Below are 22,497 nucleotides of genomic sequence, written 5' to 3'. Positions count from 1 at the left end.
ATATGCAATAACTAGAAATACTGCTAATCCTATAAATAAATAATCTCCTCCCATTTTTTAATTCTTTAAAAAACCTTGTAAAACATCAGCAATTTTTCTGTTATCAGATAATTGCGGAATCTTATTCTGGCCACCAAATTTACCAATAGATTTCATGTAATTATGAAAACCTCCTTTTTTTACTTTTCTAATGATTAAAGGACGTAATACTTTACCTTCAATCAAATCAAAATAATAAATATTTTGCTCTTGCATAGAAGCATCAACCTTTAATGCAAAATTTTCTATGTCTTCTGGCTCATTTTCAAACTCAATAAACCATTCATGAAAAGGCAAACCACTTTCCGGATTTACTTGTGGAGCCACAGTAAACTCACTAATATTAATGTTAGTTCCTAAAATAGAATCATTTAATGCTTTTTCTACTTCTTTACCAATAACGTGTTCGCCAAAGGCGGATATAAAATGTTTTATACGACCTGTAACTTTAATTCTATAAGGTTTTGTTGATGTAAATTCTACAGTATCACCAATATTATAACCCCACAAACCAGCAGTTGTATTTAAAATGATAACATAATTTACACCCATTTTTACATCTTTGATGGATATTCTTGTAGGGTTTTCATCAAAATATTCAGTTGCAGGTATAAATTCGTAAAACATACCTGAGTTTAATTGCAGCAACATTCCTTTTTCTGTTTGCGAATCTTGATATGCAATAAAACCTTCTGATGCAGGATACAATTCTATATAATCGATCTTTTTACCAATTAAACTTTCAAACTTGTTTTTATAAGGTTCAAAATTTACGCCTCCATAAATAAAGAAGTTAAAATTCGGGAATAATTCAGAAACCTTTTTACCAGTTTTCTCAATCAGTTTTTCGAAATACATTTGTACCCAAGAAGGTATTCCACTAATTACAGACATATCTTCATTAATAGTTTCTTCTACAATTGCATTTACTTTGGTGTCCCAATCTTCAATACAGTTGGTTTCCCAACTTGGCAATCTATTTTTAAGCAAATATTTAGGCACATAATGTGCTACAATTCCACTAAGCCTACCTAGTTTTACTCCATTTTTATCAGTTAAAACTGGGCTACCTTGTAAAAATATCATTTTACCATTTACAAAACTAGCATCATTTTTTTCTACGATATAAAACAACAAAGCATTTCTTGCAGCTTTAATATGCGTTGGCATAGAATCTTTTGTAATAGGTATATATTTTGCTCCAGAAGTTGTACCTGAAGTTTTTGCAAAATATAAGGGTTTACCTGGCCAAAGCACATCAGATTCACCTTCTACAATTCGATCTACATACCCTCTTAAACCTTCGTAATCTGAAACTTTTACACGTTTTTTAAAATCATCATAAGATGTAATATTATCAAAATCATGATCTTTACCAAAGGCTGTGTTCTTAGCTTTTGATATTAACTTTTTAAATATTTTATCTTGAGTTTTATAAGGGTTATTTGCCCATTTATAAACTCTTTTTATAGAAATTTTAGCAAACGGAATTGCAAATACAGATTTTATACTCATTATCTAAAATCAATTAAATTTGTAGGATTTACTGCATAACCACCACTCCAAAGTTCAAAGTGTAAATGTGGGCCTGTAGATAACTCTCCTGTAGAACCCACACTTGCTATTACCTCACCAGATTTTACAAAATCTCCTTGTTGTTTCAATAAATTTCCATTGTGTTTGTAAACAGACATATAATCATGGTCGTGTTTTAAGATAAGAACATAACCAGTTTCTGTGGTCCAACCAGAAAAAATCACAGTACCATCTGCAGTAGCTTTTACTGGTGCATTTTTTGGTGCAGTAATATCTACAGCTAAATGTTTAGTATTAGGGTCGAAACTTTGAGAAATAATACCATTTAATGGCGCAAAAAACACAATTTCTACGTTAGTATCTGCATTATTTTGAATAGGAAAACGATCTTGACTTTCTATTTTTTCTCTAAAAATAGAATCTTCTCTTGTAGCATGTAATAAGCTATCTTTAATTTCTACTTTACCTAAAGAAAAGGCAGCAGAATCTATAATTTCTGGTTCTATTTCTCCATTTAAAATAGGTTGTAAAGCTTTTGTGTAGTCGTTTATAATATCTAGTTTTCTTTTTAAAGAATCTGTTTGAAAAGCCAATTTAGTAGCTTTAATTTTTAATTCTGTAGAAGAATAACCAGGAATATATTCTTTAATAGGTGTAAAAGTGATGATAAATGTAGTAACTAAAATCAATAAAAAAGATAAAACACCACCCAATACAAATACATTTAAACGAGATAGTTTTAAAGAAAAACGTTCTTCAAAAGTATTTTCGTTTAAAACTACTAATCTGTATTTGTCAGTTAGTTTTTGTTTTAGTTTTCCTTTTTTTTTGGCTTTTTTATCCACTAAAATATATTAGTATTTATGAGTTAAACGTAAAAATAACGAAACTATTTTTTATAAAAATTCATTTCATCTATATATTCCCAAACTTCTTTGGTTAACATTGGTTTTATGTTCTTTTTATCTTTAATTCCGTTTCTAATCATTGTTGATGACAATTGAATAATTGGTGCATCAACCTTATGAATTTTATCACTATTTTTAAATTTATGATCTACAGTACCATCAGCAATTCTTGGATACACATAAATATGATGATGCTCTAAAATGGTTTCATAGTTTTTCCATTTATGGAAACTTTTTAAATTGTCTTCGCCCATAATTAAACAAAACTCTTTATCAGCATATTTGTCTGATATATGAGCTAAAGTATGCACTGTATAGTTGGGTTGTGGCAATTTAAACTCAATATCAGAAGGTTTTATTTTAGCATAATTTTCTGTTGCTCTGTAAACCAACTCATATCTATGATAATTATCTAATAAAGAACTTTTCTTTTTAAATGGATTATGAGGTGTAACAACCATCCAAATTTCGTCTAAATCTGAATTTTCTACCATATAATTTGCAATAATTAAATGCCCAACATGTATAGGATTGAATGTACCAAAATATAAACCAATTTTCATTTTTCTTAAGATGATAGAAAAAAAGCATTGAGAATAGATGCTCTTCTTTATTCTTGTTTTTTTATTTTAACTCTAAAAACTCGCCAACTAATTCTTCTGCTTCTTTTAAAGCAACATCTAGCTCATAGTTTTTAATAATTTTATCAAACTGAGGTGCTGTTGCCAACTCTACAGAAGCTTTTGCAATTCGCATATTAATCTTGTCTTCACTTTCTGTAGATCGTTTTTTTAAACGTATTTTAAGTTCATCTACACTTGGTGGTTTTACAAAAACAGATAAAGTTTCTTCTGGAAATTTCTTTTTAATTCTTAAGCCACCAACAACATCAATATCAAAAATAACATGTTTTTTTAAAGCCCAAATACGCTCTATTTCTGTTTTTAAAGTACCATAAAAATTATCTCTATAAACTTCTTCCCACTCTAAAAAATCATCATTTTTAATATGAGTTTTAAATTCTTTAAGGTCTATAAAATAATAGTCTACTCCGTCTTTTTCTTCACCTCTTGGCGCTCTAGAAGTTGCTGAAATAGAAAACTCTAAATTAAATTTTTCTTGTTTTAGTAAATGACGAACAATAGTAGTTTTACCAGAACCAGAAGGTGCTGAAAACACGAATAACTTTCCTTTAAAATCTGACATAAATTTTGTTTTTAGTTGCTAATTTTTGGTTGATGGGTTTTACTACTAACTAAAAACCATCAACTAAAAACTAATTAAAGCACATTTAAAATTTGTTCTTTAATCTGTTCTAATTCATTTTTCATTTGAATTACCGCTTTTTGCATTGGTGCAAAATTAGCTTTAGAACCTGTTGTGTTTATTTCACGACCCATTTCTTGTACAATAAATCCTAATTTTTTTCCATTAGAATCTGGTGTAGCTAATGTTTCTAAAAAATAATCTAAATGATTTGCTAAACGCACTTTTTCTTCATTAATATCTAATTTTTCTAGATAATAAATTAGTTCTTGCTCAAAACGATTTTCATCAGTATCTACTTTTAAATCGTTAATTGCTTTTTGTAAACGCGTTTTTACGTTTTCTATTCTATCTGCATCTAAAGCTTTAACTTCTTCTAAATATTTTTTAATATTATCAATCCTTTCTTTAAAATCTATTTCTAAAGAAGCAGCTTCATCAGTTCTATATTGTACAATTTCTTTAACAGCTTCGTCTATACTTGTATCAATCAGATTCCACTCATTTTCATCTAACTCTTCACGTTCAGTTTTTAAAGCATCTGGCATTGTAACTGCCATTTTTAGCAATTCTACATCATATTCAGAATCAATAACAAGTGTATTTCTTAACTGTTCTATGTATTTTTTAACAACGCTATTATTTACAGTTGTAGATGTTTCATCTGCAGTCATTTCAACAAAAATTGAAAAATCTACTTTACCTCTTATTAAAGATTTTGCTAATTTTTTACGAACAGCTAATTCTTTTTCTTTGTAGTAAGAAGGTATTCTAACGTTTAAATCTAAGTTTTTACTGTTTAAAGATTTTATTTCTATGGTTACTTTTTTAGTTGGCAATTGCAACACAGATTTCCCATAACCAGTCATAGATTGAATCATACAAACTTCATTTTAAATGAACTGCAAATATAAGTTTTATTTGGTTGCTTTATCAACCTCTTTTGTAACTAAAAACACACCTAAAAAGATAATAATTGTAGCTACTATTTTAACAAAATTTAAAGAATCACTACCAACAATTAATGCATAAATTGTTGCGATTACTGGCTGTAAGTATATAAAAACACTAACTGTTGTAGGTTTTAATTTTGATAAGCCATATAAATTAAAAAGGTAGGTAATACAAGAGGTAAAGACAATTACAAAACCAATATTCCAATAAATATTTATAGGTATATCTTGCCAAACGACCTCTTTTAACTCATTAAAAGAAAAAGGAATTACAAAAAACAGCCCAAATAAATACAACCATTTTACAAATACTATTGGATGATATTTTAAAATTAAATCTTTTGCCAACACTAAATACAAACCATAAGATGCAGCATTTACAAAGACCAAAAAATTACCAAGATTACTATTGGCTGCATTTGCACTTGAAGAGTTACCATAAGTTATTAATAAAATAGCACCTGCTAAACCTATAAAAATTCCTAAAATTCTTTGTAAACCAATTGCTTTTTTTATTAAAATACTCGAAAAAACAAGCACCATTATTGGTGAAGTTACCATTATTACAGAAGCACTAATTGGCGCTGTTAAACTTAGTCCTTTAAAAAAAGCTAGCATATTTAATGCTGTGCCAAAAAAGGCTGCTAAAACTATTTTTTTATAATCTTCTTTTTCTATTTTTTGTTGCTTAATAAATAAACCAGCAAACCAAAAAAGCAATGTACCACCAGCAACTCTTAATAAAATAAAAGCAAAAGGCTTTATATAAACAGGCATAACTTCTTTTGCAATTGTATAGTTTACACCATAAATTAATGTAGCTATAGAAACTGCTATTAATGCTAATATTCTTTTATTCATACAACAAATAAATTCATGAAAATTAAGTTTCAAAATTGAGGATAATAATATAAAAAAGCATTAAAAATTACTTTAATAATTCAATTTTTAAAAGTTTTAGAGAAATAAAAATATCAAAAGAAAACTTTAGTAGTAATAAATTATATTTGTTTTTAAGATTTACAAGAAATGCACATACATTATATTGGCGAAAATAATTCTGTATTAAACACTTTTATATCAGAATTAAGAGATGAAAAGATACAAAAAGATGCTTTACGTTTTCGTAGAAACATAGAAAGAGTAGGAGAAGTTTTAGGTTATGAATTAAGTAAAAGTCTTTCTTATTCTGGTGTTTATATAGAAACACCTTTAGGTAAAAAGAAGGTTCAATTATCTTATAATGATTTGGTTTTATGTTCAATTTTAAGAGCAGGCTTACCTTTACATCAAGGTTTACTAAATTATTTTGATAAAGCAGAAAATGCTTTTATTTCTGCTTATAGACATCATCCAAAAAATAATGCTGATTTTGAAATTGTTGTTGAGTATTTTGCATCACCAGAAATAAAAAACAAAACATTATTACTAGCAGACCCAATGTTAGCAACTGGGCAATCTTTAGTGGCAGTTTATGAAGCGATTAAAAAACATGGAATTCCTAAAGAGATTCATATTGTTGCTGTAATTGGCTCTAAAGAAGGTGTAGACTTTATTGAAAAACATTTTCCAGAAAACACTCATTTATGGATTGCTGCTATAGATGAAGAATTAAACAATAAAGGTTATATAGTACCTGGTTTAGGTGATGCTGGAGATTTGGCTTTTGGTGAAAAATTATAGTAAAAAACAAACAATACTACTCACTAAAAAAAAATAAAGCACCATATTTTTAAATATGTTTTTCTGAATTAACTCAATACCATTTGCCAAAATAATTGCTGTAGGAAACAAGATAAATATTAGTTCAGAACCATTTTTTTCTGGCAGAAACATCAAGAAAAGAATTATAACAAAGAAATTATAGATTAATAAAATCCAACTTCTTTTAAATTTATTGTTAACTGATAGCGTATTTATCGATTTTAAAAATATTGCAAAAACTGCAAATATTAAGGTGCTATATAAAATCCACAGATATTTTATTTTACTATAAAACTGAACATCAAAATTTATATTAAAATTAAATAGGTCTGTAAACTCATCAATTTTATCAAACCAAAAAAAGTAAGCAAAATAAACTAATAAAGGTGCTAAAAAACCAATAATTGGAGCTAAAAGTGTATGTATCGTAATTTTATTATGCACATAAATAGCTACATAAACCAAAATAAATAATAAAGCAGAGAGTGGTTCTAAAATAAAAAAAACACCCAACCAAAACCCGCTATCAAAAAGCTTTTCTAATATTCTTTTAGCTGTATGTAAACTGTATATTTTTCTTAAAAAAAGTAAATAAATAACTGATAAAATTAAAGTTTTATAACCAATTAATTCTGGTAAAATCATAACAATTAACCCTGTAAATAGAAAATAAGCATAAGAATTATCGAATGTTAATTTATTTTTAGAATTAATAAAATTGAAAAGAAAAAAAATTATTAAAAAGAAAAGAAGTATTGCTCCACTTTTTAATAAATTATCAAAAAGAAAATTATTAGTAAAAAAAGCGGTGTAAACACTAAAAACAAACCCAATAAAAAAGAAAATTAAGAAAACAATAAAATTGATTGGCTTAGATTTGTTTAAAAAATTGGCTAGCATTATTTCTTTTGTTATTTTTGCAGTGTAAAGATAATTAAGTTATGATAGCAAGCAATATATTTAGATGGATTGGTAGTTTATTTACTGATATTTTATTCTTACCTTTTAAAAAATTACGACTAGATGTTGCTACATCAGATTATGGTTGGTGGTTGTCTAATGGCATAAACTGGTTATTTTTAGTAGTACTTTTAGTTCTACTTTACTATTGGATGAGCCAATCTAGAAAGTTTTTAAAAGAAGGTACAGAAGACAGAGCATAATTCTACAACTTGGGAAGCAAAAATAAATTAAAACGTTTCAAAGAAAATGAAACGTTCAAAAATGTCATTCAGCCAACAAGAGAAGAAGTTTTAAATAACTTTTCTCATAAAGGTAAATGGCATTCTTTTTTTAACAACAACAATCCTATTGTTGTTGAAATGGGTTGTGGTAAAGGTGAATACACTATTGCTTTAGCTCGTAAAAACCCGAATAAAAACTACATTGGTATAGACATTAAAGGCGCTCGTTTTTGGAGAGGTGCCAAAACTGCTATCGAAGAAAATTTAGACAATGTAGCTTTTGTTAGAACACAAATTGAATTGGTCGATTTTATTTTTGCTGAAAATGAAATTTCAGAAATTTGGATTACTTTTCCAGATCCGCAAATAAAATTTCAACGTACCAAGCATAGAATGACAAACACTAAGTTTTTAAAGAAATACCACACTATTTTAAACCAAGATGGTATTATGAATTTAAAAACTGATTCTGAGTTTATGCATGGTTATACTTTAGGTTTATTACATGGTGAAGGCCATGAAATTATATACGCAAACCATAATGTGTATAATAACGAAGGCGCACCAAAAGAAGTAACAGAAACGCAAACTTTTTACGAAAACCAATATTTAGAAGTTGGTAAAATGATAACTTATATCAAGTTTAAATTAAATTATTAGAGATTTATTTTTTGATTGATAAAATATCTGTACCTAAATATTTATTGTCTTTGTTATAATACCAAGCTCTAATTTTAGGCATTTTTACTTGATTAATTGTCTCTAAACCAGACAATAAAATATATTCGCCACTATCTTTTGTTTCTTTAAAAAACTGATATACTTCCATTGCATAAGTATCTGGATTAAAATAAAAATACCAACTATCTTTACCCACTTCTTTATTATAAGTTGCTTTTAGCACCAAATAATCTTTTCCTTTAAACTGACGTTTTTCTACTTTTTGATGAATGACAGTACCATCATCTTTCAATTTCATTGGTAAACCATATAAATATGTGTAATAATTTTTATACAATTCAGCTCGTTCACAATTTAAACTATACTTTTTCTTTATGTGTGCTGATAAATTTTGTTTTCCATTTAAGCTGAAACTACAACTATCTTTATCAACAATAAATTCAGTGATAATTGTATCTCTTTTAGCTACAACAGAAAAATATTGTTTGGGTAAATCAATATTTATTTTACTTTTTCTATCACCATTTTTAGGAGTTTCCATAGTTACAAACAACTCGCCTTTAAAGGTTTCCCAATTTCCATTTGGGTCGTGAAATTGAATGGCTTTCGTTAATAATTCATCACCAGTAATTTCTTGAGAGAATAATGTTATCGAAACAAATAATACTAAAAATGTAAGTAGGTTTTTCATATTTTAAAAGTACTAAAAATTGTTAAACCAAAAAACCCTATAGTTTATAAATAACTACAGGGTTTTCTTTTATGTTGAAATATTTTACTCTTGTATATCTAGCTTTAAACTCAACTCTTGCAATTGCTCATCATCAATAAAAGCAGGTGCATCAATCATAACATCTCTACCAGAATTATTTTTTGGGAAAGCAATAAAATCTCTAATAGTTTCTTGACCTCCTAAAATAGCAACCAATCTATCTAAACCAAAAGCCAAACCTCCATGAGGTGGTGCTCCATACTCAAAAGCATCCATTAAGAAACCAAATTGTGCTTTTGCTTCTTCTTCAGAAAAACCTAGGTGTTTTAACATTGTTGCCTGAATTTGTTTGTCATGAATTCTAATAGAACCTCCACCAATTTCATTACCATTTAAAACTAAATCATAAGCATTTGCTTTTACTTCTCCTGGTTTAGAATCTAGTAATTCTAACTGACCAGGTTTTGGTGATGTAAATGGATGGTGCATTGCATGGTAATGACCAGTTTCTTCATCTAACTCTAATAATGGAAAATCGATAACCCAAAGAGGTGCAAATACTTTAGGATCTCTTAATCCTAAACGTTCTGCTAATTCCATACGTAAAGCAGACATTTGTGCTCTAACTTTATTCGTTTCTCCAGATAAAACACAAACTAAATCTCCAGGTTTTGCACCTGTAACTTCAACCCATTTTGCTAAATCTTCTTGATTGTAAAACTTATCTACAGAAGATTTAAAAGAACCATCTTCGTTAACTCTACAATAAATCATTCCAAGAGCACCAACTTGTGGTCTTTTTACCCATTTAATAATGTTGTCTATTTCTTTTCTTGTGTATGTATTTCCACCAGGAACAGCAATTCCAATCACTAATTCAGCATTATTAAAAACACCAAAATCTTTATGTTGTGTAACTGCATTTAACTCGCCAAATTCCATTCCAAAACGGATATCTGGTTTATCATTTCCATACAAACGCATGGCATCATCATACAACATTCTTGGAAATTTCTCCACCTCTACATTATTTACTTCTTTTAGTAAATGTCTGGTCAATCCTTCAAAAATATTTAAGATATCTTCTTGCTCTACAAATGCCATTTCACAGTCAATTTGTGTAAATTCTGGCTGTCTATCTGCACGTAAATCTTCGTCTCTAAAACACTTTACAATCTGAAAATATTTATCCATTCCACCAACCATCAACAATTGTTTGAAAGTTTGAGGTGATTGTGGCAATGCATAAAACTGACCTTCATTCATTCTTGAAGGCACCACAAAATCTCTTGCGCCTTCTGGAGTAGATTTTATTAAATACGGAGTTTCTACTTCTATAAATTCTTGATCAGACAAGTATTTACGAACTTCCATAGCTACTTTATGACGAAAAATCAAACTGTCTTTAACAGGATTTCTTCTAATATCTAAGTATCTATATTTCATTCTGATGTCTTCTCCTCCATCAGTTTTGTCTTCTATGGTAAAAGGTGGCAATTTTGCTGCGTTTAAAATTTCTAACTCAGAAACTAAAACCTCAACCTCTCCAGTTGCAATATTTTTGTTTTTAGATTCACGCTCAATAACAGTACCTTTTACTTGAATTACAAATTCTCTACCAAGAGATTTTGCTTTTTCAATCATTGCTGCTGGCGTACGCTCTTCATCAAAAATTAACTGTGTAATTCCATATCTATCTCGCAAGTCTACCCAAACCATAAAACCTTTGTCTCTTGATTTTTGTACCCAACCTGCTAGTGTAACTTCTGTATTTATGTGTGATGCTCTTAACTCACCACAAGAATGACTTCTGTACATTTCTTTTGAAATTTTTATTTCTAACATTCTTACCTAAGCAAGAATCTTTATTTTGATGTGCAAAATTACACATTTTATCCATTAAAATCTTTGTAAATTTGTTTTTATGAGCGTAGTAAACATTCAAGAGAAATTCAATTTATTTGAAGATAAATGGACTCCTAAAAAAATAGGTGAATTAAATGGACAACAAATTTTATTAGCCAAAGTTAAAGGTGAGTTTGTATTTCATAAACACGACAATGAAGATGAATTATTTTTAGTAAAAAAAGGAGTTTTAGAAATGCATTTACGCGATAAAATTATCACCATAAATGAAGGCGAATTTTACATTGTGCCAAAAGGTATAGAACACAAACCTGTTGCCAAAGAAGAAGTACATATTTTACTTTTTGAACCTCTTTCTACAAATCATACAGGAAATGTTGTTGCAGACATTACTGTAGAAACTTATGAATCTATATAATAAGTTATAAATTATGTGTTTTGAATGATGAGTTAACTAAACACTAATCACTTAAAACTAAAAACTATAATCAATGAGTAAACTATTTTTAGTACCTACACCAATTGGTAATTTAGAGGATATGACTTTTAGAGCCATTCGTGTTTTAAAAGAAGCTGATTTTATTTTAGCAGAAGACACACGTACAAGTGGAAAATTGTTAAAACATTTTGAAATAGCTACTCAAATGCATAGTCATCATATGCACAATGAACATAAATCAATTGAAGGGATTTTAAATAGAATTAAAAGCGGAGAAACTTGCGCTGTTATTTCTGATGCTGGAACTCCTGCAATTTCAGATCCTGGTTTTTTATTAACTAGAGCTTGTGTAGAAAATGATATTGATGTAGAATGTTTACCAGGTGCAACTGCTTTTGTGCCAGCCTTGGTAAATTCTGGTTTACCTAATGATAAATTTGTTTTTGAAGGATTTTTACCTGTTAAAAAAGGAAGACAAACTCGTTTTTTACTCTTAGCTGAAGAAACAAGAACAATGATTTTTTACGAATCACCTCATAAATTGGTAAAAACATTAGGGCACTTTATTGAATATTTTGGTGCAGACAGAAAAGTTTCTGTTTCTAGAGAACTCACAAAAATGTTCGAAGAAACTGTAAGAGGAACAGCCACAGAAGTTTTGACTCATTTTACTAAAAAACCACCAAAAGGTGAGATTGTTATAATTGTTGAAGGGAAGAAGTAATTAAGTTAAAATGCTATGAAAATAATCATAAAAACAACCAATCACATTGCCTTTCCTAAAGAATTCAAAAATCCAGAGTTTTATATTGATGATTTAGAAAATGAGTTTCTAAAAATTGAAAGTGATAATACTATCAATACAGAATTAGAAATAAACAAAATAAACTTTTTTGTAGGGGAAAATAATTCTGGAAAAAGTAGGTTTTTAAGAGGTTTAATAAAATTACAATACCCTTTTGAAAATATATCCAAGAATAAAATTTTCTCTGAATTAATTACTGAAATTGAAGAAATTGAAAGGAGTTTAAATAATAGTTTAGCCCCAAGTTTTAAATTGTCTAATATTATTCGAATAACAGATCATTTAATTTCTAATTATAGTAAAGATGATGAGGATAAAATTACTGAATTTATAAACGATTTAAACGTTAGAGGTAAAACCATATACTCTCATGAAAATGATATTATTAACTTTAATTTATATTTAACAAAGGTAAAAGAACTGCAAAATGAATTAAATTTTACTAAAGAAAATAATATTAGTAACAAAATTTATATTCCAATTTTGCGAAGTTTACTTAAGACTACAGGCTTAAATTTAGGAAGTTTTACAGATGTAGTTAGAACCCTTTATTTTTCAAATAAAATACCAAGTAAAGTAAAAATTGACACAGGTTTAGATTTATGGAATAGAATATACAAACTTCAAAACTCACCTAAAAAAAGGAATATTGAAAAATTTCAATTTTTTTTAAGTAAATATTTTTTTAATAATAAAAGAGTTGAATTACTTGCTGAAGATGATCAACCACAACTAGTAACAATTGCAATCGATAATAAGGATTTCAGAAATGTAAGTGAATTAGGGGATGGAATTCAAGCTCTAATTATACTATTATTTCCAATATTTACAGCATCAAAAAATGATTCTTTTTATATAGAAGAACCTGAAATGAACTTGCACCCTGCCTTCCAAAAAATATTTATTGAAACAATTTTAAATGATGAGTTTCTTAAAAAAAAGAATCTAAAATATTTTTTCACAACACATTCTAATCACTTATTAGATTTAACTTTATTGAATGATGATATTTCAATTTTTCAATTTCAAAAAATTGAAGAAAACAAACATTTGATAAAGACTAACATAAAACCAAATAAAGAAACTTTAGATTTACTCGGAGTTACAGCCTCATCTGTTTTTTTATCCAATAGCTCAATTTGGGTTGAAGGACCAACAGACAGAAAATACTTATCTAAATTTTTAAAACTTTACACGGAAAGTGAAGTAAATAATAAACATTTAATAGAAGATATTGACTTTGCTTTCTTTGAATATGGAGGAAACTTAATTGAACATTATCTTTTTGATGATGAAAATATTGAAGGAGAAGGAGAAGGAGAGTTTAATAAAGATGAAGTTAAAGAAAAGATAAACTCATTTGCTATATCAAACAAAATATTTTTATTAGCTGATAATGATAACGTAAAAAAAGGATCAAAAAAGGATCAAAGAAGAATAGCTTTAAAAAATATTTCGAATAAAAACAAAAATTTCACCTATCAAAATACTGATTTAAAAGAGATTGAGAATTTACTTCCCAAAAAAATCATACAAGACTTTATGTCTGAAATATTAAAGACAGAGAAAAGTATCCAAATTGGAAGTAAAATAGTTTTTTCAAGAAATGACTATAAAAAAATTGGACTTGGAGATTTTTATGAAAACTTGTTTTTAAACAATAAAATTCCAAAAAAGGATTTTAAAGTTTTTAAAGCAGAATCTGGAACTCTAAAAAATAATTACAAAATTAAATTAGCAAGCTTTGTCGTCGATTCAAATTATAGTTATTCTGATTTAATTGAAGATAATGAAGAGTTAAAAAATATTATTGAAAACTTGTATCAATTTATAGTAAAGTAATTATCTGTTTACCAACCAAAAAGCCTTTTCAAAAACTATTTAGTTGGATTCTATTTTGATGCAAATCTAAATCTAGCTTTACTATTTCTTAGTAGTAATTACAATTACTCCATGTTTCGCTTTGTATTTTTTCATTGCTTGTTCTCCTTTAAAAATTTCCATTTTTTCAATTTTTTCTGGAGTTAAAATATCTAAAGATTTTTTGGTTGAAACCTTTCCATCAATTATAATCATTGGTGCAGGGTTATCTTCTTTTAAATCTCCATTTTCTATTATTTTCGCATTAGAAAAGTCTAATTTTTTTAAAGCTTTTGTTGTTATTAAAATAGCACCATTTGGTGCATTATATTTTTTTATTGCTTCTTTACCTTTAATCACATTAATAGACGCTATTTTACTTTGATCTATTAATTCCATTGGAAAATCAAACTTTTTACCATCAATAAAAATTACAGGTTTTTTGCCATCTTTTACTTTTACATAAATATTTTCTTCCGATTTTTCCTCTTCTTTATCTTGTGCATTAACTACAGAAATAAAGCACATTAGTAAAAAAGCAGTAAATAATAATTTTTTCATTTTTATATATTTAATAGTTAATAATCTTATTTAAATTGAAATTTATTTAGTTTTAGAATAAACGACCACTAAATCACTTTCTAATATAATTCGATGTTGATTTTCTGATGAATTAACATCAGCAAACATATTTTTCGCTTCATTTAATAAAGCTTGTTTTTCGCTAGTAGATAATTTATTTTGATGATTCATATTAATATAAAAGGTAACCAATAATGCAATAGATGCTGCTACAGAAAATACCCCAATCTTTAGTCTCTTTGATTTTGACCTTCTTTTCTCAAAGGATTCCCATAATTTATCATTTAAATTATCAGGAGCAGTAATTCTGTTTTTTTGAATAAAAGTAGCCACTGATTTCATTTCAGGGTTTGATTCATCCACAGCATCAAATAAAAGTTTTTCTTCTTCTAAAGAACTTTCACCAGCCTTGTATTTTTTTACCAAGTTATTCATATGTTCCTCGCTCATAATCGTAATTTTTTTCTAATGCAACCCCTATTTGTTTTCTTGCTCTAGAGAGTAAAACTCTAACATGTTCCATTTTAAGACTCAAAGCTGCTGCTATTTCTGTAAATTCATAACCATCTACATCTCTCATTAAAAAAACCTCTTTTTGCTGTTTAGGCAATTGTTCTAAAATTTTAAAGATGATGTTATTTAACTCTTTCCATTCAAGACTTTCAATATCACCTGTTGATTTTAAAACCTTTAATTCGGATGTTGAATCCTCTAAAACCAACGTTTTTTTTCTTAACAAATCAATACAATAATTACGTGCAGTTAAGATTACAAATCCGTTTATATTTGGATGATTTTCTATCTTTTTTCTTTTCTGCCACAATTTTAGCATAATTTCTTGTATAGCATCTTCTGCTTTAGAATTGTTACCCAACAAACGAGCAACCATAGGAAACAATCGTTCTGACAAAGAAAATACTTGAAACTTAAAATCTTGTTTGGTCATTATATTTATATAACGTAAAAACTGGAATGTTTATAACAGAGAGTGTTACTTTTATTTTAAATTTGATTTAATTTGTGCAAATTACTCAAAAACATAATATGTCTATCTTAGAATTCAAAACCAAATTAAAAGAAAACCCAGAATCAATTTTATTTGCAGAAACCATGCAAATAATAGAAGAGAATTACAACTTTACACCAACTGCATTTACAAATGGTGAAATCAAAAATAAAGCCGAAGAAAATTCTGGTTCTTGTAAATTATTTGCTTTTGCTACACATCAACAATTATCAAAAGAAGAAGCATTAGCTTGTTTTGGCGAACATTATAGAGGTGTTTTAGAGGATAAAGATGGAACATCACACCAAAATATTAGAAACTTTATGAAAACTGGTTTTAGTGGTTTGTCTTTTGATGGTGATGCATTAGAATTAAAGTAATATATGCAAAACCTTTTATCAGAAATAAAAAAATGTACACTTTGCGAACCGCATTTAGATTTAGGAGCAAATCCTGTAGTTTCTGCTCACCTAAATTCTAAAATTGTAATTGTGGGGCAAGCTCCAGGTACAAAAGTTCACAAATCTAGCATTCCTTGGGATGATGCAAGTGGAAAACAATTACGTAAATGGCTCAATGTTTCTGATGAAGATTTTTACAATAAAGTAAAATTTGCAATTGTGCCTATGGGTTTTTGTTACCCAGGAAAAGGGAAAAGTGGAGACAAACCACCAAGAAAAGAATGCGCTCCTAAATGGCATCAGCAATTATTTGATAGAATGCCAAATTTAGAGTTAATCATTTTAATAGGAATGTATGCGCAAAACTATTACTTAAAAAACAAAGCAAAAAGAACACTTACAGAAACTGTAGATAATTATCCAGCATATTTACCTAAATATTTTACATTACCTCATCCATCACCAAGAAACCGTTTTTGGTTGACAAAAAATCCATGGTTTGAAAAAAATGTAATTCCTGAATTACAGAAAAGAGTTGCAGAAATTTTGAATTAAAAAAACTACTTTTATAACTTCTAAAACCAGGTTATGTTCAAAAAATTAAGTTACTTTTTATGCATTACAATAGTATTTATCAGCTGTACAAATAATAAACCTATAACATTAAATACATCAAATTATGCTAATGTTATTAATGACCAATTTACTGGAGATTTAGCTTATGAAACTACTTCTTTTGTTGAAAAATACTGGAGAGTTGTTGGTAATTCTGGTTTTAATAAAAGTATTTATAAAATTGAAGAAGCACTTGTAAAAGCAGGTTATGTTTTAGAAGAAAATGCCACAGAAAATGATGTTTTAACTTATAGAATTGAAAAACGACCGCTTAAAAAACCTACTTGGGAATCTGTGAATGCAATTGTTGAATTTGAAGGCAGTAAAGAAGAGACACTTTTATCACATGCTACAAACAGAAATATGATTGCTCTAAATTCTTACAGCACTCCAAAAGAAGGGATCTCTGCTGATGTTGTACATATAAAAGATTTTAAAAACATAACTAATATTGATGTAAAAGGGAAAATTGTTTTTGCAGAAACGAGTCCTTATAGAATTTATAAATCTGCAATTGTAAACGGAAAAGCTGCAGGTATTATGACTTACAATAATCCTGATTATTTACAGCCAGAAAAAAATACAACTTCTATTCAGTTTCGTGCAATTCCTCACGATTCTGTGAACAAACCTTGGGCAATTGCAATGTCTTTTTCAGCAAAAGAGCGTTTAAAAAAGTCTTTAGAAAAAGGAAAAGTAACCCTAAATGTAAAGGTTGAAACAAATATTTATCCTTCTGAAGAGTTAACAATTATTGCTGATATTAAAGGAAAAGAAAAACCAAAAGAACGTTTAGTTTTTAGTGCTCACGTACAAGAACCTGGTGCAAATGATAATGCTACAGGAGTTGGTGTTGCTCTAGAAATGGCTTCGTTAACTGCAAAATTTATTAAACAAAAACAATATCAGCCTAAAAGAACATTAACCTTTTTATGGGGAGATGAAATTGTATCTACTAGAAGATATGTGCAAGAAGATTCTATTAGAGCAAAAGATATTAAATGGGGAATTTCTTTAGATATGGTTGGTGAAGACACTGAAAAAACAGGAGGAACTTTCTTGATAGAAAAAATGCCAGATCCAAGTGCAATTTGGACACGTGGAAAAGACAAACACACTGAATGGGGTGGTTCTAAAATGAACTTAAAACAAATGAAGCCTCATTATTTAAACGATTTTTTAATTGATAAATTCAAAGCCCAGGGCAAAAGAGCAAACTGGGTTGTTAGCTCAAATCCGTTTGAAGGTGGAAGTGATCACGTTCCTTTTTTAAGAGAAAACATACCAAGTGTTTTGTTTTGGCATTTTACAGATCAGTTTTACCATACAGATAATGACAGAATAGATAAAGTGTCTAAAACAACTTTAAAAAATGTAGGAACAACTGCTTTAATTGCTGCATACACTTTATTAAATGCTGATAAAAATACTGCAAAATCTATTTTATCTGACTTAGAAAAAGCTGCTGTAAGTCGTTTAAACGAAGAATTAAAACAAAGTAAAATAGCTATTAATAAAGGAGACTCTTTAACAACACAAATAAAAATTATAGATGCATGGAAAGATTGGTATCAAAAATCTTTTAAAACTGTAAATGATATGGTTTCTAACAAGAAAATAATCAATAAAGAAATTAAAGATTCTGAGAAATTGATTGATTCAATTTCTTTAGACATCATAGAAAAACTTCAAAATAAAGATTTGTATTATGATTAAAGAGTCAGATAATTTTTTTGAAAAAGTGTATACAGTTGCTCGAAAAATTCCTTTTGGTAGAGTTACAAGTTATGGAGCCATTGCCATTTATTTAGGAGCAGCAAGATCTGCAAGAATGGTTGGTTGGGCTATGAATAAAGCCCATAATTTAGAAGATGTTCCTGCACACAGAGTAGTAAACAAAAAAGGATTATTAACAGGCAAACATCATTTTGATGGTACAAACTTAATGCAACAATTATTAGAAAACGAAGGCATTGTTGTAATTGATAATCAAATTCAAGATTTAGAAAAAGTTTTTTGGAATCCTTCAGAACATTTATCTTAATTTTTCAAAAATCAGGAAATAGGTGCAAAAAACAGATCATCTATTTTTATACTATTTACTTTATAATAGCAACCTATCAATCCATAGACAAACATAATTTATTTACTTTATTTTATAATTTGTAAGGCGTATCTTTGTATGGTAGACTAAGTAAAAACTAAAAGTTACTTATAACTTTAGTTATAAGCCAAAAGCGAAGAAATGAGTTTTAAAAAACAAGATATATACAACGCATTAGAAACAATTACAGCTCCTGGAGAGGGTAAAAGTTTAATAGAAAATAACAATGTAAAAAATGTTGTTATTTTTGGTGATGAAGTAAATGTAGATGTTACTATCAGCAACCCAACTTTACAAGCAAAAAAGAAAGTTGAAGCTGAAATTACCAAAGCCATAAAAACTAATGTTGATGAAAAAATTGACGTAAAAATCAATTTAAAAGTAGAGAAAACTGCCCCAAAAGAAGACCCGAATTTAATTCGTGGTAAAGAAATACCAAATATTAAAAACATTATTGCAATTGCTTCTGGTAAAGGAGGTGTTGGTAAATCTACAGTAACCTCTAATTTAGCAGTTTCTTTAGCCAAAATGGGCTTTAGTGTTGGTGTTTTAGATGCAGATGTTTATGGACCATCACAACACATTATGTTCGATGTAGAAAAAGAAAAACCTCTTTCTGTAAATGTAGATGGTCGTTCTAAAATGAAACCGATAGAAAATTATGGAGTTAAATTATTGTCTTTAGGTTTTTTTACAAATCCAGATCAAGCCGTAATTTGGCGAGGACCTATGGCTTCTAAAGCTTTAAAACAATTAATTTTTGATGCTGCTTGGGGCGAATTAGATTTTCTTTTAATAGATTTACCTCCAGGAACAGGAGATGTACATTTATCAATAGTACAAGCCTTACCAATAAGTGGAGCAGTTGTAGTTTCTACACCACAAAACATTGCTTTAGCAGATGCTAAAAAAGGAGTTGCAATGTTTCAGCAAGACAGCATAAAAGTTCCTGTTTTAGGAATCATAGAAAATATGGCATATTTTACGCCAGAAGAATTACCTAACAATAAATATTATATCTTTGGTAAAGATGGTGCAAAAAACCTTGCAGAAGATATAAATACAACCTTTTTAGGAGAAATACCTTTAGTACAAAGTATTCGTGAAGCTGGAGATGTTGGGCATCCAGTAGCTTTACAAGAAGATACTGTTTTAGAAAAATCATTTAGCGATATTACCAAAGAAATGGTAGCTCAATTATTAAAAAGAAATGCAAATTTACCACCAACAGAAGTTGTTAGAATTACAACAATGAGTGGTTGCAGTTCAGTAAAAAAATAGATTTATGACAGCACAAGAAACACATAATAATGTAGAAAAGGCTTTAGATGAAATTCGTCCTTTTTTAATAAGCGATGGTGGTAACATAAAATTACTTTCTATAGAAGACGCCATTGTAAAAGTACAATTAGAAGGCGCTTGCACAGGATGTTCTGTAAATCAAATGACCTTAAAAAATGGTGTTGAAGCCACTATTAAAAAATACGCTCCACAAATACAAGAAGTAATAAACGTTGCTTAAAAAACAATTTGGGCGTTACTTTATGCAGCAAGCAAGCTGCATTAAAGTCAGGCTTTCAGCACTCGCTTTTTTGTTTTGCTGAATAAAATTCAGCAAAACAAAAAGAGCTTAAACAAATGCTTCAATCCTTAACGCGCTCATCAAACTCAATAAAAAGCGCGAAAAAGTATTTTTATTTTTAATAATATACTTCTAAAACCTTTGCATCTGCTGCTTTTAGCTGAATCGTTTTTATAGCAGCTGGCAACAACAAAGTTTCTCCAGTATTAATAGTATAGGTTTTCCCTTCAGATATTAAATCAACAGAACCTTCTACGCACATATAAATTACAAAAGAATCTATTTCTGAGTAATCCTTATCTATTGTTCTATTAATATCTAAAATGTTTGTTCTAAAATATGGAGAATAAACCAATTCATTAGAAACATTTTTTTCTAAATTGTATTCTGTTTTATATTTCTCATGCACTTCATAATCTAAAACATCCATAGCCATATCACTATGCAACTCTCTTTTTTCTCCAGTTTTAGCATCTACTCTATCATAATCATAAATACGATACGTAATATTAGACGTCTGCTGAATTTCAGCTAACAAAACTCCAGCTCCAATTGCATGCACACGACCTGTTGGTATGTAAAAAGTATCACCTTTATTTACAATTTCATGATGCATTACTTCTAAAATAGTATTATTCGCTAAATGCGATTTATAACCTTCTGCATCTATTTTTTCATCAAAACCAACAATTAGCTCAGCATCTTCATCAGCTTGCATTACATACCACATTTCGTTTTTACCAAATGAGTTATGACGTTCTTTAGCAACTTCATTATTAGGATGCACCTGAATAGATAAAGGAGTTTTAGCATCTATAAACTTTATTAATAGCGGGAATTCTTCCCCGAATTTTTCATAAACTGCATTACCAACAAAATCACCTTTGAATTCATTTGTTAAATCTCTCAAAGATTTACCTTCTAAATCACCATCAGCAACAACAGTTTCATCACCAGAAACATCAGAAATTTCCCAAGACTCACCAATATTCTCTTCAGTATAATTTTTATTTAATTCCGTTTTTAATTTTTCTCCACCCCAAATTCTATACTTGTAAATTGGTGCAAATTTTAAAGGATATAATTTCATAATATTTTTTTTAAAATCAAGTATCAAATTTAAATATATAATTTTAATTGATGTAAAACTAACATTAAATTGAAAATCGACCTCATAAAAAACTAAGTGAAAAAGAGAAAACCTACATTTCTAAAATAAATTATAAAAAAAATGAAAAAGTATTTGCCAGATTTATAAAACTTACTATATTTGCACCGCTCTAATAATTTAGAGTTTATGTTCTTTAAAAAACAAGACTGCGAAAGTAGCTCAGGGGTAGAGCATCACCTTGCCAAGGTGAGGGTCGCGGGTTCAAATCCCGTCTTTCGCTCTAAACCTTTTATAAAATTTCATGCTGAAGTGGTGGAATTGGTAGACACGCTGGACTTAAAATCCAGTGAGCAGTAATGCTCGTATGGGTTCAAGTCCCATCTTCAGTACAAGAACCGTAACATTTATTTGTTACGGTTTTTTTGTTTTCTTTAAATTTTAACAAAACCTATAAGGTTTAACTTAAATTTTGATTTAATTCGCTTACAGTTTTTAATATCTTTGGTTTTCATTAATTCAAATTTTAAAAATGGAAGATTTTATTCTTTACTTTAAAATGGGTCTAAATCACGTTTTAGACTTCTCTGCTTACGATCATATTATATTTTTAATTGTTTTAGCTGTTGTTTTTACTTATTACGAAATAAAAAAAGTAATCTGGTTAGTTACATTATTTACACTTGGGCACTCAATAACACTAGCGTTATCTGCTTATAAAATTGTAAATATTAGTATTGAATTAATAGAATTTTTAATCCCGTTAACCATTTTTATTACTGGTTTTGTAAATATTTTAAATTCCAAAAGTTCATCTTCTAAAAAAAACAACACGAACTTATTTTTCGCCTTATTTTTTGGGCTAATTCACGGTTTAGGCTTCTCTAATTATTTTAGAATGATGATTGGTCAAGAAGAAAATAAACTTATGCCTTTAGTTGAATTTGCTCTCGGAATTGAAGTTGCACAAATAATTATAGTTTTAGGTATTTTAATTCTAGGAACTATATTTCAAAATCCATTAAAAGTAGATAAAAGAGATTGGATTTTAGTCTGTTCATCGATTGTAATTGGTTTTGCTATACAAATGATGGTAGACAGAGTGTTTTGGTAAAAAAATTGTCTAATTATTAACGGCTTAATCCT

The 22,497-nt window shown here is 28.5% G+C and carries 26 protein-coding genes and 2 tRNA genes; 15 read left to right on the top strand and 13 right to left on the bottom strand.

Annotation, left to right across the window (positions count from 1 at the left end):
* Positions 1-57: 57 nt before the first annotated feature.
* The 6 genes from ACJJVK_RS06105 to ACJJVK_RS06080 all read right to left on the bottom strand — a co-directional run bounded on the left by ACJJVK_RS06105 (position 58) and on the right by ACJJVK_RS06080 (position 5,563).
* Positions 58-1,554 (bottom strand): GH3 auxin-responsive promoter family protein, encoded by a 1,497-nt coding sequence (locus ACJJVK_RS06105; RefSeq protein WP_405564195.1) that lies wholly within the window; start codon positions 1,552-1,554, stop codon positions 58-60.
* Positions 1,554-2,420, bottom strand: coding sequence for a M23 family metallopeptidase (locus tag ACJJVK_RS06100; protein WP_405564193.1), 867 nt, complete (start codon positions 2,418-2,420; stop codon positions 1,554-1,556). Before ACJJVK_RS06100 ends, ACJJVK_RS06105 begins: the two co-directional genes overlap by 1 nt.
* 44 nt (positions 2,421-2,464) lie before the next feature.
* Complete coding sequence (nadD, locus tag ACJJVK_RS06095; RefSeq protein ID WP_405564191.1) at positions 2,465-3,046, bottom strand: nicotinate (nicotinamide) nucleotide adenylyltransferase; 582 nt, start codon at positions 3,044-3,046, stop codon at positions 2,465-2,467.
* 61 nt (positions 3,047-3,107) lie between these two features.
* Entirely contained in the window at positions 3,108-3,689 is a 582-nt protein-coding gene (gmk, locus tag ACJJVK_RS06090; protein ID WP_215994647.1) for a guanylate kinase, read from the bottom strand.
* 74 nt (positions 3,690-3,763) lie between these two features.
* On the bottom strand, positions 3,764-4,618 hold the full coding sequence (locus ACJJVK_RS06085; protein WP_215994705.1) for a YicC family protein: 855 nt from the start codon (positions 4,616-4,618) through the stop codon (positions 3,764-3,766).
* 48 nt (positions 4,619-4,666) lie between these two features.
* Positions 4,667-5,563: a DMT family transporter gene (locus tag ACJJVK_RS06080; RefSeq protein ID WP_405564189.1), complete on the bottom strand. Its 897-nt coding sequence runs from the start codon at positions 5,561-5,563 to the stop codon at positions 4,667-4,669.
* Positions 5,564-5,731: 168 nt separating this feature from the next.
* Between ACJJVK_RS06080 and upp the strand changes: the two genes are divergently transcribed.
* Entirely contained in the window at positions 5,732-6,385 is a 654-nt protein-coding gene (upp, locus tag ACJJVK_RS06075) for a uracil phosphoribosyltransferase (RefSeq protein WP_405564187.1), read from the top strand.
* Here upp and ACJJVK_RS06070 read toward each other — a convergent pair.
* Positions 6,380-7,306, bottom strand: a complete 927-nt coding sequence (locus ACJJVK_RS06070; RefSeq protein WP_405564185.1) for a DUF6427 family protein — start codon at positions 7,304-7,306, stop codon at positions 6,380-6,382. The two genes, upp and ACJJVK_RS06070, sit on opposite strands and share 6 nt — an antisense overlap.
* Before the next feature lie 41 nt (positions 7,307-7,347).
* Between ACJJVK_RS06070 and ACJJVK_RS06065 the strand changes: the two genes are divergently transcribed.
* On the top strand, positions 7,348-7,569 hold the full coding sequence (locus tag ACJJVK_RS06065) for a DUF6341 family protein (protein ID WP_215994643.1): 222 nt from the start codon (positions 7,348-7,350) through the stop codon (positions 7,567-7,569).
* 9 nt (positions 7,570-7,578) lie between these two features.
* Positions 7,579-8,250, top strand: coding sequence for a tRNA (guanosine(46)-N7)-methyltransferase TrmB (gene trmB, locus ACJJVK_RS06060; RefSeq protein ID WP_215994642.1), 672 nt, complete (start codon positions 7,579-7,581; stop codon positions 8,248-8,250).
* Between the two features lie 4 nt (positions 8,251-8,254).
* Here the strand turns inward: trmB and ACJJVK_RS06055 are convergent, their stop codons facing one another.
* The gene (locus ACJJVK_RS06055) at positions 8,255-8,962 is read right to left on the bottom strand and encodes a DUF6503 family protein (RefSeq protein WP_405564182.1); all 708 of its coding nucleotides are present in this window, start codon (positions 8,960-8,962) and stop codon (positions 8,255-8,257) included.
* A gap of 84 nt (positions 8,963-9,046) precedes the next feature.
* The gene (gene aspS, locus ACJJVK_RS06050; protein WP_405568317.1) at positions 9,047-10,801 is read right to left on the bottom strand and encodes an aspartate--tRNA ligase; all 1,755 of its coding nucleotides are present in this window, start codon (positions 10,799-10,801) and stop codon (positions 9,047-9,049) included.
* A gap of 106 nt (positions 10,802-10,907) precedes the next feature.
* Here aspS and ACJJVK_RS06045 point away from each other — a divergent pair, with 106 nt between their 5' ends.
* The 3 genes from ACJJVK_RS06045 (at position 10,908) to ACJJVK_RS06035 (ending at position 13,935) form a co-directional block, all read left to right on the top strand.
* Positions 10,908-11,267: a cupin domain-containing protein gene (locus ACJJVK_RS06045; RefSeq protein ID WP_215994640.1), complete on the top strand. Its 360-nt coding sequence runs from the start codon at positions 10,908-10,910 to the stop codon at positions 11,265-11,267.
* A 73-nt stretch (positions 11,268-11,340) separates the two neighbouring features.
* Positions 11,341-12,012 carry a 16S rRNA (cytidine(1402)-2'-O)-methyltransferase gene (gene rsmI, locus ACJJVK_RS06040; protein WP_405564179.1) on the top strand — a complete coding sequence of 224 codons (672 nt, stop codon included), beginning with the start codon at positions 11,341-11,343 and terminating at the stop codon, positions 12,010-12,012.
* 15 nt (positions 12,013-12,027) lie between these two features.
* Positions 12,028-13,935, top strand: coding sequence for an ATP-dependent nuclease (locus tag ACJJVK_RS06035; RefSeq protein ID WP_405564176.1), 1,908 nt, complete (start codon positions 12,028-12,030; stop codon positions 13,933-13,935).
* An 81-nt stretch (positions 13,936-14,016) separates the two neighbouring features.
* Here ACJJVK_RS06035 and ACJJVK_RS06030 read toward each other — a convergent pair whose 3' ends face one another.
* Genes ACJJVK_RS06030 through ACJJVK_RS06020 form a run of 3 tightly spaced genes read right to left on the bottom strand, consistent with a single transcriptional unit; the run spans position 14,017 to position 15,481 of the window.
* Positions 14,017-14,514, bottom strand: a complete 498-nt coding sequence (locus ACJJVK_RS06030; protein ID WP_405564173.1) for a hypothetical protein — start codon at positions 14,512-14,514, stop codon at positions 14,017-14,019.
* A 42-nt stretch (positions 14,515-14,556) separates the two neighbouring features.
* Complete coding sequence (locus ACJJVK_RS06025; RefSeq protein ID WP_405564170.1) at positions 14,557-14,985, bottom strand: hypothetical protein; 429 nt, start codon at positions 14,983-14,985, stop codon at positions 14,557-14,559.
* Positions 14,963-15,481, bottom strand: coding sequence for an RNA polymerase sigma factor (locus ACJJVK_RS06020; RefSeq protein WP_405564169.1), 519 nt, complete (start codon positions 15,479-15,481; stop codon positions 14,963-14,965). The genes ACJJVK_RS06025 and ACJJVK_RS06020 overlap by 23 nt, the downstream gene beginning before the upstream one ends.
* Positions 15,482-15,579: 98 nt before the next feature.
* Here ACJJVK_RS06020 and ACJJVK_RS06015 point away from each other — a divergent pair, with 98 nt between their 5' ends.
* From ACJJVK_RS06015 to ACJJVK_RS05990, 6 genes are all read left to right on the top strand, one after another.
* On the top strand, positions 15,580-15,921 hold the full coding sequence (locus ACJJVK_RS06015) for a HopJ type III effector protein (RefSeq protein WP_405564166.1): 342 nt from the start codon (positions 15,580-15,582) through the stop codon (positions 15,919-15,921).
* 3 nt (positions 15,922-15,924) lie between these two features.
* The gene (locus tag ACJJVK_RS06010) at positions 15,925-16,497 is read left to right on the top strand and encodes a uracil-DNA glycosylase family protein (RefSeq protein ID WP_405564164.1); all 573 of its coding nucleotides are present in this window, start codon (positions 15,925-15,927) and stop codon (positions 16,495-16,497) included.
* 33 nt (positions 16,498-16,530) lie between these two features.
* Positions 16,531-18,273, top strand: a complete 1,743-nt coding sequence (locus ACJJVK_RS06005; protein WP_405564162.1) for a M28 family peptidase — start codon at positions 16,531-16,533, stop codon at positions 18,271-18,273.
* A complete protein-coding gene (locus ACJJVK_RS06000; RefSeq protein ID WP_215994633.1) occupies positions 18,266-18,601 on the top strand; it encodes an MGMT family protein in 336 nt (111 codons plus the stop codon). The genes ACJJVK_RS06005 and ACJJVK_RS06000 overlap by 8 nt, the downstream gene beginning before the upstream one ends.
* Positions 18,602-18,802: 201 nt before the next feature.
* Complete coding sequence (locus ACJJVK_RS05995; protein ID WP_405564159.1) at positions 18,803-19,942, top strand: Mrp/NBP35 family ATP-binding protein; 1,140 nt, start codon at positions 18,803-18,805, stop codon at positions 19,940-19,942.
* A gap of 4 nt (positions 19,943-19,946) precedes the next feature.
* The gene (locus ACJJVK_RS05990; RefSeq protein ID WP_405564157.1) at positions 19,947-20,183 is read left to right on the top strand and encodes a NifU family protein; all 237 of its coding nucleotides are present in this window, start codon (positions 19,947-19,949) and stop codon (positions 20,181-20,183) included.
* 178 nt (positions 20,184-20,361) lie between these two features.
* Here the strand turns inward: ACJJVK_RS05990 and ACJJVK_RS05985 are convergent, their stop codons facing one another.
* The gene (locus tag ACJJVK_RS05985) at positions 20,362-21,333 is read right to left on the bottom strand and encodes a type I phosphomannose isomerase catalytic subunit (RefSeq protein WP_405564154.1); all 972 of its coding nucleotides are present in this window, start codon (positions 21,331-21,333) and stop codon (positions 20,362-20,364) included.
* A gap of 229 nt (positions 21,334-21,562) precedes the next feature.
* Between ACJJVK_RS05985 and ACJJVK_RS05980 the strand changes: the two genes are divergently transcribed.
* From ACJJVK_RS05980 to ACJJVK_RS05970, 3 genes are all read left to right on the top strand, one after another.
* A tRNA-Gly gene (locus tag ACJJVK_RS05980) sits at positions 21,563-21,634 on the top strand.
* Between the two features lie 23 nt (positions 21,635-21,657).
* Positions 21,658-21,743: transfer RNA gene (locus ACJJVK_RS05975), tRNA-Leu, on the top strand.
* Positions 21,744-21,883: 140 nt separating this feature from the next.
* Complete coding sequence (locus tag ACJJVK_RS05970) at positions 21,884-22,465, top strand: HupE/UreJ family protein (protein WP_405564152.1); 582 nt, start codon at positions 21,884-21,886, stop codon at positions 22,463-22,465.
* The last annotated feature ends 32 nt before the right edge of the window (positions 22,466-22,497 follow it).

The organism is Polaribacter sp. Asnod6-C07 (genome assembly GCF_045063625.1).
Taxonomy (GTDB): Bacteria; Bacteroidota; Bacteroidia; order Flavobacteriales; family Flavobacteriaceae; genus Polaribacter; species Polaribacter vadi_A.
Note: the sequence above shows the minus strand (reverse complement) of the source record. Positions and strands in the feature narration are given on the sequence as shown.

Coding starts and splice junctions, on each gene's coding strand:
- ACJJVK_RS06035 (WP_405564176.1), top strand. CDS start 12,028: ATGAAAATAATCATAAAAACAACCAATCACATTGCCTTTCCTAAAGAA.
- ACJJVK_RS05985 (WP_405564154.1), bottom strand. CDS start 21,333: ATGAAATTATATCCTTTAAAATTTGCACCAATTTACAAGTATAGAATT.
- upp (WP_405564187.1), top strand. CDS start 5,732: ATGCACATACATTATATTGGCGAAAATAATTCTGTATTAAACACTTTT.
- ACJJVK_RS05995 (WP_405564159.1), top strand. CDS start 18,803: ATGAGTTTTAAAAAACAAGATATATACAACGCATTAGAAACAATTACA.
- ACJJVK_RS06085 (WP_215994705.1), bottom strand. CDS start 4,618: ATGACTGGTTATGGGAAATCTGTGTTGCAATTGCCAACTAAAAAAGTA.
- ACJJVK_RS06010 (WP_405564164.1), top strand. CDS start 15,925: ATGCAAAACCTTTTATCAGAAATAAAAAAATGTACACTTTGCGAACCG.
- ACJJVK_RS06030 (WP_405564173.1), bottom strand. CDS start 14,514: ATGAAAAAATTATTATTTACTGCTTTTTTACTAATGTGCTTTATTTCT.
- ACJJVK_RS06025 (WP_405564170.1), bottom strand. CDS start 14,985: ATGAGCGAGGAACATATGAATAACTTGGTAAAAAAATACAAGGCTGGT.
- aspS (WP_405568317.1), bottom strand. CDS start 10,801: ATGTACAGAAGTCATTCTTGTGGTGAGTTAAGAGCATCACACATAAAT.
- ACJJVK_RS06005 (WP_405564162.1), top strand. CDS start 16,531: ATGTTCAAAAAATTAAGTTACTTTTTATGCATTACAATAGTATTTATC.
- ACJJVK_RS06055 (WP_405564182.1), bottom strand. CDS start 8,962: ATGAAAAACCTACTTACATTTTTAGTATTATTTGTTTCGATAACATTA.
- ACJJVK_RS06065 (WP_215994643.1), top strand. CDS start 7,348: ATGATAGCAAGCAATATATTTAGATGGATTGGTAGTTTATTTACTGAT.
- ACJJVK_RS05990 (WP_405564157.1), top strand. CDS start 19,947: ATGACAGCACAAGAAACACATAATAATGTAGAAAAGGCTTTAGATGAA.
- ACJJVK_RS06000 (WP_215994633.1), top strand. CDS start 18,266: ATGATTAAAGAGTCAGATAATTTTTTTGAAAAAGTGTATACAGTTGCT.
- gmk (WP_215994647.1), bottom strand. CDS start 3,689: ATGTCAGATTTTAAAGGAAAGTTATTCGTGTTTTCAGCACCTTCTGGT.
- nadD (WP_405564191.1), bottom strand. CDS start 3,046: ATGAAAATTGGTTTATATTTTGGTACATTCAATCCTATACATGTTGGG.
- ACJJVK_RS06070 (WP_405564185.1), bottom strand. CDS start 7,306: ATGCTAGCCAATTTTTTAAACAAATCTAAGCCAATCAATTTTATTGTT.
- rsmI (WP_405564179.1), top strand. CDS start 11,341: ATGAGTAAACTATTTTTAGTACCTACACCAATTGGTAATTTAGAGGAT.
- ACJJVK_RS06080 (WP_405564189.1), bottom strand. CDS start 5,563: ATGAATAAAAGAATATTAGCATTAATAGCAGTTTCTATAGCTACATTA.
- ACJJVK_RS05970 (WP_405564152.1), top strand. CDS start 21,884: ATGGAAGATTTTATTCTTTACTTTAAAATGGGTCTAAATCACGTTTTA.
- ACJJVK_RS06020 (WP_405564169.1), bottom strand. CDS start 15,481: ATGACCAAACAAGATTTTAAGTTTCAAGTATTTTCTTTGTCAGAACGA.
- ACJJVK_RS06105 (WP_405564195.1), bottom strand. CDS start 1,554: ATGAGTATAAAATCTGTATTTGCAATTCCGTTTGCTAAAATTTCTATA.
- ACJJVK_RS06045 (WP_215994640.1), top strand. CDS start 10,908: ATGAGCGTAGTAAACATTCAAGAGAAATTCAATTTATTTGAAGATAAA.
- ACJJVK_RS06015 (WP_405564166.1), top strand. CDS start 15,580: ATGTCTATCTTAGAATTCAAAACCAAATTAAAAGAAAACCCAGAATCA.